Annotated in this window: 13 protein-coding genes and 1 pseudogene; 9 read left to right on the forward strand and 5 right to left on the reverse strand. The window is 45.5% G+C overall.

Annotated features, from left to right (window positions below):
• A pseudogene (locus tag DXZ20_RS09390) lies at window positions 1-294 on the reverse strand (phosphatidate cytidylyltransferase); the annotation flags it as partial.
• 124 nt (window positions 295-418) lie between these two features.
• On the opposite strand from DXZ20_RS09390, the gene pyrH reads away from it, so the two are divergent.
• The 4 genes from pyrH (at window position 419) to DXZ20_RS09410 (ending at window position 3,662) form a co-directional block, all read left to right on the forward strand.
• Window positions 419-1,147 carry a UMP kinase gene (pyrH, locus tag DXZ20_RS09395; protein WP_006515286.1) on the forward strand — a complete coding sequence of 243 codons (729 nt, stop codon included), beginning with the start codon at window positions 419-421 and terminating at the stop codon, window positions 1,145-1,147.
• Window positions 1,134-1,691 (forward strand): ribosome recycling factor, encoded by a 558-nt coding sequence (frr, locus tag DXZ20_RS09400; protein ID WP_163667793.1) that lies wholly within the window; start codon window positions 1,134-1,136, stop codon window positions 1,689-1,691. Before pyrH ends, frr begins: the two co-directional genes overlap by 14 nt.
• A 215-nt stretch (window positions 1,692-1,906) precedes the next feature.
• On the forward strand, window positions 1,907-3,037 hold the full coding sequence (locus DXZ20_RS09405) for a geranylgeranyl reductase family protein (protein ID WP_163671760.1): 1,131 nt from the start codon (window positions 1,907-1,909) through the stop codon (window positions 3,035-3,037).
• Between the two features lie 436 nt (window positions 3,038-3,473).
• Complete coding sequence (locus DXZ20_RS09410) at window positions 3,474-3,662, forward strand: hypothetical protein (RefSeq protein ID WP_006515283.1); 189 nt, start codon at window positions 3,474-3,476, stop codon at window positions 3,660-3,662.
• A gap of 63 nt (window positions 3,663-3,725) precedes the next feature.
• Here the strand turns inward: DXZ20_RS09410 and rlmN are convergent, their stop codons facing one another.
• Both rlmN and DXZ20_RS09420 read right to left on the reverse strand, forming a co-directional pair.
• Entirely contained in the window at window positions 3,726-4,784 is a 1,059-nt protein-coding gene (gene rlmN, locus DXZ20_RS09415) for a dual-specificity RNA methyltransferase RlmN (protein WP_163697798.1), read from the reverse strand.
• A gap of 102 nt (window positions 4,785-4,886) precedes the next feature.
• A complete protein-coding gene (locus DXZ20_RS09420; protein ID WP_163667787.1) occupies window positions 4,887-5,705 on the reverse strand; it encodes an SPFH domain-containing protein in 819 nt (272 codons plus the stop codon).
• A gap of 178 nt (window positions 5,706-5,883) precedes the next feature.
• Here DXZ20_RS09420 and DXZ20_RS09425 point away from each other — a divergent pair, with 178 nt between their 5' ends.
• Entirely contained in the window at window positions 5,884-6,585 is a 702-nt protein-coding gene (locus tag DXZ20_RS09425) for a DUF2135 domain-containing protein (RefSeq protein WP_163697800.1), read from the forward strand.
• Between the two features lie 22 nt (window positions 6,586-6,607).
• On the opposite strand, the gene DXZ20_RS09430 is transcribed toward DXZ20_RS09425, so the two are convergent.
• Window positions 6,608-7,342 carry a rhomboid family intramembrane serine protease gene (locus DXZ20_RS09430; protein ID WP_163667781.1) on the reverse strand — a complete coding sequence of 245 codons (735 nt, stop codon included), beginning with the start codon at window positions 7,340-7,342 and terminating at the stop codon, window positions 6,608-6,610.
• Between the two features lie 122 nt (window positions 7,343-7,464).
• Complete coding sequence (locus DXZ20_RS09435; protein WP_163667778.1) at window positions 7,465-8,388, reverse strand: LysR family transcriptional regulator; 924 nt, start codon at window positions 8,386-8,388, stop codon at window positions 7,465-7,467.
• 627 nt (window positions 8,389-9,015) lie between these two features.
• On the opposite strand from DXZ20_RS09435, the gene DXZ20_RS09445 reads away from it, so the two are divergent.
• The 4 genes from DXZ20_RS09445 (at window position 9,016) to DXZ20_RS38190 (ending at window position 12,681) form a co-directional block, all read left to right on the forward strand.
• Complete coding sequence (locus DXZ20_RS09445; protein WP_163667775.1) at window positions 9,016-9,705, forward strand: response regulator; 690 nt, start codon at window positions 9,016-9,018, stop codon at window positions 9,703-9,705.
• A complete protein-coding gene (locus DXZ20_RS09450) occupies window positions 9,705-11,681 on the forward strand; it encodes a sensor histidine kinase (protein ID WP_163697802.1) in 1,977 nt (658 codons plus the stop codon). Before DXZ20_RS09445 ends, DXZ20_RS09450 begins: the two co-directional genes overlap by 1 nt.
• A 614-nt stretch (window positions 11,682-12,295) precedes the next feature.
• Window positions 12,296-12,499, forward strand: coding sequence for a hypothetical protein (locus DXZ20_RS09455; RefSeq protein ID WP_163667768.1), 204 nt, complete (start codon window positions 12,296-12,298; stop codon window positions 12,497-12,499).
• Window positions 12,500-12,558: 59 nt separating this feature from the next.
• On the forward strand, window positions 12,559-12,681 hold the full coding sequence (locus DXZ20_RS38190; RefSeq protein ID WP_284681668.1) for a hypothetical protein: 123 nt from the start codon (window positions 12,559-12,561) through the stop codon (window positions 12,679-12,681).
• Window positions 12,682-12,798 lie beyond the last annotated feature (117 nt).

Below are 12,798 nucleotides of genomic sequence, written 5' to 3' on the forward strand. Positions count from 1 at the left end.
CCAGCTGCGGCGACCCACACTGTTAATTCCTGGCAAAATAGGCACCCGATAGGACACTAACGCCACACCTGCAAACACGACGGAGGCCGCTACCCCCATCCAAGCAGGCAACATGAACCACCAAGCCAACAAAATCACATGGCCTGCTCCAATGTGCACAATCTTACGGGTAATCTCTGGACCAAATCCCGAGCGCCGTGCCCCTTCAGAAACAGAACCAATCAGCAACAACCAGGCCAAAACCAAACCAACCTGCCAGCTATAGACTGTAAATCCCACCTCCAATTGCCCCATGCACTACCATCCGCATAATCATTCAACGCGATTGTAAAGCCTACACTAGATCCTCCCTAAATGCGGTTCCCCAATCAACCTCAGACTGCTATCTTGATGGGGAAATTCAGTCACAAGCTATCGCATGGGGAATACCTACAAGCGAGTATTACTAAAACTTAGCGGCGAAGCCTTAATGGGCAATCTAGCCTATGGCATTGATCCAACTATAGTAGATGCTATCGCTCAAGAAATTGCAGCCACTGCTGCTCAAGGAGTTCAAATTGCTGTTGTTGTCGGAGGTGGCAACATCTTTCGGGGAGTTAAAGGCGCTGCATCCGGGATGGATCGGGCAACGGCAGACTACATTGGCATGCTTGCCACCGTCATGAATGCCATGACATTGCAAGATGCCCTAGAACGGATTGATGTCCCTACACGGGTACAAACTGCCATTTCTATGCAGGAAATGGCCGAACCTTATATTCGGCGACGGGCCATTCGCCACCTTGAAAAAAATCGAGTGGTCATTTTTGGCGCTGGTTCCGGTAATCCTTTCTTTACAACCGATACTACAGCTGCCCTGCGTGCGGCTGAGATTAATGCCGAAGTGCTACTTAAAGCGACTAAAGTAGACGGCGTTTATGATTCTGATCCCAATACTAACCCCAACGCAAAACGCTACTCCAGTTTGACCTATAGCCATGTTCTGGCTAAAGATCTCAAAGTGATGGATGGTACTGCCATTGCACTGTGTAAAGATAACAACATCCCCATCATGGTGTTTAATCTAGCTGTTGCTGGCAATATTCAACGGGCCATGACTGGGGAACCAATTGGCACAATTGTGGGAGGATCTTGTGAAGTTAGCTGATATTAACGACGTAGAACAGGCGATGCAAAAGGCGGTTGAAGCCACGAAACGCTCTTTTAACACCATCCGCACCGGGCGCGCTAATGCATCCCTGCTAGACCGTATTTCTGTTGACTACTACGGTGCCCCTACCCCCCTGAAGTCAATGGCTAACATTAGCACCCCTGACCCGAGCACGCTGATGATTCAGCCCTATGATGCCAGCATTCTCAGTCAAATCGAAAAAGCGATTTCCTTGTCTGACGTTGGGTTAGTTCCCAACAATGATGGATCGGTGATTCGGTTAAACATTCCTCCACTAACGACCGAGCGTCGTAAGGAGTTTGTTAAACAAGCTGGTAAGTACGCTGAAGAAGGTCGCGTCGCCATCCGTAATGTCAGACGAGATGGCATGGACTTTGCGAAGAAGCAAGAAAAGAGCGGTGACCTGTCTGAAGACGAAGCCCGCGATTTACAAGATCAGGTACAAAAACTAACAGATCAATACATTAAGAACATCGATAAGACATTAGACGATAAAGAAAAGGAAATTATGAAGGTGTAATCGCACCATATTGGTTCATCCTTAGCACCTAATCATCTCAATCCTGATCGTCACCTATGCAAAATTTGGTGACCACAGCCGCTTAGAATAAGTTGCGTCATTACTATTTGAGGCCTTTCACCTGAAACAGTCAGCTCATCAGTTGGGCTGATTTCAGGCTGATTACCACAATCAATTAGTAGTACAGATAAAGCGGAGCATATGGGGTGTGCATGATGTTTGACTGTATCGTCGTGGGTGCTGGACCTGGAGGGAGCACAACCGCTTATCAATTGGCTAAGCGGGGTCGGTCGGTGTTACTGCTGGAAAAGCATACGCTGCCCCGCTACAAGCCTTGCACTGGTGCTGTAGCTCCCAGTATTGCCACCTGGTTGGACTTTGATATCACCCCTGCGATTGATCAGAAGCTGCGTCGTATCCGCTACACCTGGCAGCTGGATGATCCCATCGAAGCAGAACTCGAAACCGACGAACCCATGTGGATTGTACGTCGGGATATCTTTGACCAATATTTGATTGACCAGGCCCTTAAGGTTGGCGTCGTCGTTAAAGATGGCACGCCTGTTACGTCTATTAGCTTTAAAGATCAAACGTGGACAGTTAACACTGACCACGGCTCCTATGAAGGCCAGTACTTGATAGCCGCAGACGGAGCCGATGGCCCCATGGCTAAGTGGCTCGGATTCAAATCGGAAAAGGTCCGTCAGGGTTATGTGCTGGAAATCGATTTACCGACCCCAGAGCCCCATCCAACCATGGCGTTTGAATTTGGGTTAGTTAAACAGGGTTGTCTCTGGAATTTTCCTAAACATCAGGGTCACTCCTTGGGCATTACCCGCTTTTTAGGAGACAACCTTAAAGATCCCGAACAGTCTTTAGCAACCTTTGCCAGGGGTCTGGGTGACGATGCTGAGGCAGGGCAACTTTATTCCCATGGTCTTAAGCTTTGGAATGGCAACACTCCTCTCCACACAAAACAGGCCCTGTTAGTGGGCGAAGCTGCAGCTTTAGTCGATCCCATGACAGCTGAAGGTATTCGTCCAGCTATTTTTAGCGGAATTCAGGCCGCTAAAGCCATTAATAAGGCTTTGGATGGCGATAACAAAGCATTGGCCAACTACAGCCAAGTTATCCATGAAGAGTGGGGCAACGACATTCAATGGAGTCACCGGATCGCCAATATATTTTTCCGCATGCAAAAAATTGGTTATCGCGTTGGCATTAAACGACCGACAGCAACTAAACGATTGGGTCAACTACTAGCTGGTGAAATTCGGTACGCAGATCTAGCCAATCGAGTCATTAAACGTATCAGTGGTAGCCTTTTACCCGGCAGAGGGGCTTAAGTTTACTTTTTTAGACTTAGCTAGTCACTTTTACTGATTTACACAGAAATATTAATTCTTCGCATAAAATAAAAATTCACTTATGAAAATGTAAATTCACAAGGAGATAAAATACCCATTCACAAGTAAATACGGCAAACAGTATAGTTTGCTGCTAATTATATAAATTAAACCTTTAGATTAATTCCACCAATACAATCCCTTCTAAACACATTCTTCATAAGTTTAATAACTTTTATTTTTTAAATTCTCTAAGTTTTATCTATTTTTTTAGGTCGTAGTAAGCGCCTAAAAATAGGTCAGAACAAAGGCTCTAGCGGCAGCGGGGATCGCCCTTCAATCAAGCGATCCCCGCGCTTCTTGTAACTTTTGACACATTGTCGCGATCATGGAGACTTGTCATAATTAGGACCTGTCTACCTACTTAGCAATCTTTATGAGTACTGTGATTCAAACGATTCACTGCCCAAACTGTGGAAGGTCAGCCGAGCGTCACTATTTGAATGATCAGGAGTTAACTCGGACTCAATGTTCAGGCTGTGACTACTTGATGATTGTTTGCCAAAAAACTGGCAAAGTCATTGAAGCCTATGCACCAGGGATTACAGCTGCGATCGCACATTAAAAGAGCTTTAAATGTCTTGAAATACTCACAAAAAATGCAAAACTCTTTCCGTATAACTTTGGGCTAAGCGTTCACTTTGGATGCTCGCAATTGACCACAGGCAGCATCCTTTTCCAGCCCCCGCGAGTAACGAACACTGACGGCAATCCCGGCCGCTTTCAAACTATCGGTAAATTGGTTAACACGTTTACGTGAGGGACGCTGGTAATCTACCTCATCGATAGGATTATAGGGAATTAGGTTGACATGGCTTTGAAAGCCTCGCAACAGCTGTGACAACTCAGCCGCATGTTCGTTACAGTCATTCAAACCCGCTAGCAAAATATACTCAAACGTGACGCGACGTCCCGTCATAGCAATATACTCACGACATTCATCGAGTAAATCGGTGAGGGGGTAATGTTGCGCACTGGGAATCAACTGAGTGCGCAACGCCTGGTTAGACCCATGCAAACTGACGGCCAACGTTGTCTGCAAACGATACTGAGCTAACCGGCGAATTTGCCCCGGAATACCCACAGTCGAAATAGTAATGCTGCGTTGACCAATACCAATATCTTGATTAAGGCATTTAACTGCACCCACAACATTCTGAACATTGATTAGGGGTTCCCCCATCCCCATAAACACAATGTTACTGACCCGTTGATCAAACGCTTCTTGTACGGTTAGGACTTGATCAACAATTTCATGGGTTGCCAAATTACGAACAAACCCGCCTTTACCCGTTGCGCAAAAATCACAGGCCATGGGGCAGCCCACCTGGGATGACACACATACGGTCAAACGCTTGTCCATTGGCATACCAACGGTTTCAATGATCTGCCCATCGTCTAAGCGCAACAGAAACTTAACCGTTTGATCAGCAGCAATAGAACGATGGTGAATGTCAGAACGCCCAATACATACATTTTCCATACCCTGACGCCAGGCCTTTGGAAAAACCGTAATGTCTGTTAAAGAACGCACACCTTTAGCGTATAGCCACTGGTGCAACTGCTTACCTCGATAGGCCGCCTGCCCCTGGGATTGTACCCACTCAGTCAATTCAGCTTGATTCATCCCCAGAAGAGGACGCTGAGCTGACGCATTGGTTAGTGAACCATCAAGGGTAGAAACCATGATTAAACACAATAAAAAATAGTCCAGACCCATGCTCTGGAACTATATCTTAGAAGATTTAGGTCGACCCTCAATTTTTCAACCTTGAGACAACGTCATTAATTAATTATTTGCCTCAGGATTTTCTTGAATCAGGTCCACCAAGCCTTCCGTCAATGCTCGAGGATCCATAAAGACCACTTTTGAGTTATCGCTCTCACCCAGCTTCTGATTGGCATCTACATAGCGTTGCGCAATCAAGAATTTTAATATATCGCCCTGACTTAGCTGCCCATCAAAGGCTTGAGCAATCAAACGCATCGACTGTACATTGCCCTCTGCTTCGAGAATAGCGGCTTCTTTTTGACCTTCGGCTTTAGTAATCGCAGCCCGCTTAGCAATCTCAGCCGCTTGCTCAAGCCGCATGGATTCTTCCACTTCAGATGGAATCTTAATCTCTTGAACTTCTACACGATTGACTTTTACACCCCAGGGCTCAGTTGCTTCATCCAATACATCAAGCAGGGCCTTATTAATGGCTTCTCGGGAAGAAAAGGTTTCTTGAAGGTCCATCTTACCAATTTCAGATCGCAGCGTTGTCACCACCAACTCTTGGATAGCGGTTTCTACATCTTCAATGGCGTAGTAGGTTTTTTCAAGATCAAGAATTCGCCAGTAAATGACAGCATCTATCTCAACATTGACGTTATCTCGAGTCGTTGCACTTCTAGGCTCAATATCTAGAATTTGCTCGCGCAGTGTATCCTCAATCACAAGAGCATCCAACAATGGCACGATGAAATTAACCCCCGGTTCCAGGGTGGAGCGATAACGACCCAAACGTTCTATTAAAGCTGCGTTGCCTTCTTTGACAACCCTCACAGAACCAACCGAGTAGCCAATAATGATCAATGAAAGGATAGCGAGAATAGAAGAGCCCATGGGGAACCGAAACGCAATGGCGATGGATGAATGTGCTCATGGATAACACATCTTTTGAGTTTCTGTCTAGCGTACAGTAGGGAAATTGAGATACCCTGCTCTCCACGTAACATCAATTCTTGAAAAGGCACTACTCAAGACAGTCTTTATGTCAGAAAAATTAATAGTGCAACACATCATGAAACAGATCGGTGCCACTGCGCTTAAAACAATCCCACTCTTTTTAGGTCTTAGTCTCTGGGAAGCAGCAACCACAAGCGTTCTAGCCCAAATTGACCACAGCGGCTGTTATATCCAAGATCGCAATGGTGAATTTTATGACCTGAGTGTACTCTGTACCATCCCTAATGACGGCAATGTTGCACCGGTTTTACAGACCGGTGATGTGCAAGTGACGTTGCGCTGGAATACCAGCGATGATCTAGATCTAATCGTCGTTGACCCAGCCGGAAGCATTGTTGATTTTGGCTCTCCCACATCGCCTTCAGGCGGTCAACTGGATGTAGATGCCAATGGCTTTTGCCAAACTCAAAATTTCTCTCCGGTTGAAAATATCTTCTGGCCCACAGGCAGTGCTCCCGATGGCGAGTATTTGGCTTACGTTACCCTGGCTATCCCCTGTAGTTTAGAAGATCTGGCCAGTAACGATATCAATGCGGCAAATATCGCCTATGAAAACCTGGCAGTCCCCTACACTCTGACGATTTTGAATGATGGGGTGACAACAACCTATGAAGGCATGAGCAAACCTGAAGGATTGGGTGTAGACTACCCGTTTCAGGTAGGGCCGGTTACAGGCTCCAACGAAACGGATCTAGGAACCGATGAAGCACCTAAGGATGATTTAGAGCTGCCTAATTTTGGCCTACCAGAATTGTAGACAAGCACGGTCTAGCTAATGGCTAACGACGACGGCTTTGGTTTGAAGGACCTCGTCCCCCTGGTCCCCCTGGAAACAAACCCAATAGCGGTCCCAAAACCACACCAAAAATAAATCCACCGGCATGGGCCCAGTAGGCAACACCGCCTGTTCCCATATCTGCGCTGACACCCAGGCTAGCAATGCTGTTAAACGCTTGCATGACAAACCAAAAGCCTAGGAAAAAGACCGCAGGTATACGAACAGTTGTAAAGATAAAGAATAAAGGCAACAGTGTGAGAATTTGGGCCTTAGGAAAGCGAATGATATAGGCTCCCATCACTCCTGCGATCGCACCGCTTGCCCCCAATGTCGGAATCATCGAGCCTGGCGAGAAAATCCACTGAGACAACCCTGCCAACGCTCCACAGGCCAGATAAAACAGAATGAAGCGTCGGTGACCCATTTGGTCTTCGATGTTATTGCCAAAAATCCATAGATAGAGCATGTTACCCCCCAGATGGGCAGGCCCCCCATGGAGAAACTGAGAGCTAATCAGGGTAAACCATTCACCTATGGGATTAGCAGCCCGTCCAGCAAAGCTATCTGTCAGTTCAGCGGGGACAATCGCCCATACCGTAAAAAACTGATTAAGCGCCTCTTCTCCTGAGCCTTGAAGAGATAGCTCATACAAAAAAATCGCAACATTAAGGGCAATGATCACAAACACCACATAGGGCGTTGTGCGAGTCGGATTATTGTCGTTTAAAGGAACCACAAAAACGCTAGATAGGCTGGCTACCTACCCATTGTCGGTGATGAATGATGAGTTTTGAATGTTGAGTTTTAAGTTTTGAATTCTTGGCATTTTGTGGGGTGACATACCTAGATGCAATCCCTCTATGCAGCCTTAGGTTCAATGGGTTTGCCGCCCCAGACAGCCTTAATGGTGTCCAAAAAGGCAAACACTGAAGGCGGCTGTAGCGCATCCACCAGGGTTACCACCCCAATTACCCGTTCAAAGGGTTCTGGTAGCTGCGCAACGGTAATGTCGTCAGGGATAGGTTCAGCGGCTAACTTCGCCATAATGGTTGCCCCCAACCCCCGCCTTACCATACTGACAATGGTGGAATCTTCCCTCACGTCATAGGCAAAGTTGATCGATTGAGCATGGCGGGTTAAATATTGCTCAATGTTGTAGCGACAGCCATCGCCAGGGGGTGTTTGAATTAAGGGATATTTAAATAATTGCTCCCAGGTTAGTTGAGCATCCATGGGTTTAGCGGCAGGGGGCAATAACACCACATATTCATCCCGCAGCAGTTCCCATGCTTCAAAGTCGGCACTGGTGGGTAAATAAGTAAAGCCAATATCAATACGTCCCTGGCGTAGATAGTCTTCGACAAGGTGGTAATGACTAAACTCATCAATGGTCACACTGATGCCGGGATACTGCTGACGAAAGCGTTCGATCACCGCTGGCAAAATGTGGGTGGCCACACTGCGGAAGCCCCCCAAGCGCACCTGACCTGATTGCAACCCCTTCGCTAGCTGGGCCTGCTGACAAATTTTTTCTAGTCGGTCCATCACTTGCTCTGCTTCTGCTGTGATGGCTTCGCCGACGGGGGTGAGGACGGCCCCCTGGCGGCCTCGGTTAAGAAGGATCACACCAAGCTCGGTTTCTAGGGTTGCGATCGCATGACTCACCGCCGACTGCGATAGCTCTAACTGTAACGCTGCATCACTAAAAGTACCGGTCTTAGCAATAGCCACCAGTGCCCTGAGTTGGGAAAGTTTGAGTCGATTGGGATTGCTCTCGGCCATGGAGCACCTAATAATTGGACGATGCTTAAAACCGCATCCAAGTTAAAGCCCCTAAAGTCGTCTAAAACTATAGGTATGAATACGGCCTATATTAAATATTGCCTTAGGGTGCTCAATAAAATCGATTAAATTCATCTATACCTTTTATGCAACCCGTGAAGTAGATCATTTGATCTATTTGCTGGCCGGACATAGACTAGAAAATTGAGCAAATAGCTAACAACGCTGACAACCATGGGTCTAATCAGCATTCGCCCGGAGGGTTTATAGCGTTCCCCAAGCAGCCTTTGCCTCTGGATGGATGGCAGTGCGGGGAGCCCGCCGTCATCGTGGCTACGAACAAAGAATTTTCATCATTTTGTAGTTTTCTACAAAGGTTCATAGCAATTTTTATTAAACAGATTGCAGGGTTTGATTATTGTCGAAAATGCTACTGAAAAATTAGTGTAGATACACCATTAGACAGGGTTTTCTGATATTTGAACGATCTCTGTCATCGGTACCAACGAAATGCTTGCCATAACCTTGTGCATCTCACCTAAACGAGCAAAAACGAGTCCGAGATCGGGGGCGATTGACCGTTAATGCTTTAGCATCTACAGCAGCCATAGATAGTGAACATGAACCATGGGCCCCACATTCAACGAAGCAACTACCGGTAAAATCCTGATTGTTGATGACCACCAGGTTGTACTGAGCGGCACCATCGACATATTACGGCAGCACTATCCAACCTACGAGCTGTTGACCGCTAAGACAGCCCAGGAAGCTCTAGAACAGCTAGCCAACCATCGCCTCAGCCTGGTTGTTTTAGATTTATCCATTCCTGAGGCCTACCAACAAGATGCCAAGGTAGAAACTGGCATTGAGCTGCTCAGGCAGGTGATGAAACATTACCCAGAGCAAAATATTACTGTCCAAAGTACCTACATTAAAGCTTTGGTCAGAGTTCGTTCAGAGATCGATAGTCATGAAGGTGGCTTCACCATCGTCGATAAGAGCATGTCCAGCCAGGACATTTTTCAGCGGGTTGACGGTGCCCTTAAAGGGTTTAGCCACACTAGAGGCATCAAGGCTCTGCAGGCTGGTATTGAACTTAAACCTGAGTGGTTAGACGTACTTACGTTAGCTTTTCACGAAGGGTTGCAAGATAAGGCTATTGCCCAAAAATTAAACGTACAACCCAGCACAATTCGTCACTATTGGAACAAGCTCTACGACGTTCTAGAAATTGACCCTGAACTTGATAAAAAAGACGGCAAAAATTTGCGCAGCCTGACTGAGATCCGGGCGCGTGAGCGAGGGCTACTGGACTAATGGAGGAGCAACGCCGCCGGGACAGGGTCTTAGATATCTTCAAAACTAGCCTGTGGGGTTTTGGCATCATTGCTTCAGTTTTGGGAGCCCGCACTCTAGGCGCATTTCACGCCCTAGAGTTGATGGTGCTAGATCGTTTTTTTACGCTCAACACCCGGCTTTCTATTGAAGCTCCAGATCAGAAAATTGCAATTGTGCAAGTTGGTCAGCCCTTTGTGGAAGGGTCCGCTGATAAAGGTTACACAATCACTGCCGACTCCCTGGCAAACGTTCTAGAAGGCATCTTCAACAGTGACCCAGCTGTTGTTGGCACCGATATTGTTTCGTATAGAATCACAGGCGATCACCAGGAACTGCTATCTGTTATCAATCAACATTCCAACTTGATCACAGTTGAAAATAGCGACCCCAACATTGCTGAACCCATTCCAGGACTCACTAGCCAACAATTATCTACTCAGGTAGGGTTCAACGATCTGATTTTTGATAGGGATGGCACTGTCCGTCGAGCTTTACTAGGCTCTTCGTTTCAAGGAGAGTCTAATGACTTCAAATTTTCCTTTCCAGTTCAAGTAGTTCGAGAGTATTTCAAAAACAGAGTTCAAAATACTGAAAGCGAAGCCATTGAGTTGGCAAATGGTCTCGAAGATACAGGCACCATGCGCTTTGGTTCTGCTGAGATACCGCGTATCCGACCTATTTATGGATATACCGAGCGAGAAATAGAGGGCGTTGAAACCCTGATTAACTATAGAGGCCAGATCACCCCTTTTAAAGTGATCAGTGCCAGGGAGTTACTGGTATCAGCAAACAAGGATGAGCTCATCAAAGATAAAATCATCATCCTCAATTTAGAGGGCCTATCACCGGGATTTGCAGTTCCTCTCACCAGGGTATTTAGAAGTAGTTTGAATGATAACGATAACGATCAGATAGTGACTGGCATCGAAATTCAAGCTCATATTATTAGTCAATTAGTCCAAGCAGTTGAATCCCAAAGACCTTTAATTTCAACCCATCAATCTGCACAGTATATATTTTTAATCATTTTCTCAATACTGGGTATCAGCTGTAGCAGATTCTCAAAGGACGTCATCAGCAACATTATTAGCCTATCAATCGTTATTTTTTCAGGTACTTTATTAAGCTATTTATTATTGCTAAATCTAGGTTTTTGGCTGCCCCTGACTGCGACTCTGATATCTACAACGGCTAATGGACTGATTTATATTAACTATGCTCAGAATAAGCGTCGCTGGGAAAAACTAATGGCGCAACGGAATCTAGCTCTCGAAAAGGAACGTCAGTTGTCTGAGCAATTAGATTCTCAACGCCAAAAAACAATTGAGAATGTATTTGACTCCATTCATAATGGTCCCTTGCAAACATTGGCAAATCTTCTCAGGCGAACCCGTGACGAAACTATTAATTTATCTGAAGTTTGCTTAAGTCTAGAAGATCTCAACCGTGAAATTCGCTATATAGGTGACTCGATTAAACAGGACGCTAGCGATCGCAAACATACCCTCGACGTTAGCTACGCTGGCACTAAGTTTGATTTAGGTATACCTCTGCACGAATTATTTCAAGAGGTTTATGATGCCATGTTATCAAGGCCATTATTAGGGTTTTCTAACCTTAAGTTCACCATCATATCGTTTGACCCAATTGAGTCCGAGAAATTAAGCATTGAAGTTAAACGCAAGCTATGTAGATTTTTAGAAGAAGCCCTCGGTAATGTTGGCAAACATGCAGTTGGTTCAACTCGTCTAGTCGTAACGGGGAAACATAAAGACAGTCATTATGAGCTGACCGTAGCTGATAACGGACCTTGCGAAAAACTTGATGAAGTGGAAACAGGAGAAGGAACACGCATTGGCAAGGAAGTCTCTAAATTAACGAGAGGTCAATTTATCCATAGACTCAACAAACCTAAGGGATTTCTATGTCAATTAACCTTCCCTATATCTACTTAATTTAATAATTAAAAGCCGTTTTTAAAGTGTTGCTTTTGAATATCAGGTAAGCATATAAAGATTAGGAATTAAATACATTTATCTTCGAATTTAAGCCCTGATCAACACACAATAGGAACGTATTTATGAGGTGTCACTTAGTAACATTTAGGAGGTGATAAAAACGACTACGTTAAGAGTGACTAAAAGACTATGGCTCCATATTGTCATAGCATCATTGATTTCAATGCCAATCATTTCTGTATTGGATAGTGCAGCTAGTGCCAACTATGTCCCCCCCCCGGACGCAGGACGCTCTGGTGATGGTAATGGTGGTTTCGGCTCCAGCCGTTAACTATCCACATTAGGAAATGATTTAAATCACAGAAGCGGGGTGATTTCATGGGAAATCACCCCGCTTTTTTAGTAAAGTGTCTACAACGTTGTAGAAAAGTTCAAAGGGCTTTGGAGAGAAGATCTGAGAAGCCTGAAGAAAAGCCCACAAAGGTCTGCATAAAAGCAAATTGTTTTGAAAAGAAGCCTTAGCTATTCTGTGATTGTTCGATAAAGCATCAGTGATACAGCTTACTTTCCTGCATGGCTAGCTGATTTTCCATCCGTATCATTAATTCCAGATGTCTGATGGTCATGCCGCTTTTTCAACATCCTTTGCTTTTCTCGGAGCTTGTGCAATGCCCTTTCTACCACTTTTTACCGTTTGTCTCGCTTTCTTCCTCTTTTCTGAGGTCTTAACTCCTAAGTCCAAGAAAAAGGAAACAAAAGACGTACCTACAAAATTGTTAATTGAGTTAACAAGCGCTGAAGGCAGTGCTGAGTAACTGGGCAATCATTTGAATAAGCACTAACCCCCACCATCTTGAGTTCAGAGGACAACACCATGATCGTTCTATCTTCCATGAAAGCAATGAGAACACGGCGTACAGAGCTATTGGCAAGCCTGGTGTTGTCCCTATGGCACAAGCTTAGACCCGAGCAAGGCTGTGAAGCTGATTGCTGCTAATATCCTGCATTAGTCGATAGATGTAAGCGCTCAGTAAATAACCCGCGACAATTTTTTCAAGTTTTGCTGTGACAGTAAGGAGTGAAGGCCAAGCGTTAGTGGTCTTTGCTCCTTTTC

The organism is Adonisia turfae CCMR0081 (genome assembly GCF_011009555.1).
In the GTDB taxonomy this organism is placed as follows: domain Bacteria; phylum Cyanobacteriota; class Cyanobacteriia; order Phormidesmidales; family Phormidesmidaceae; genus Leptothoe; species Leptothoe turfae.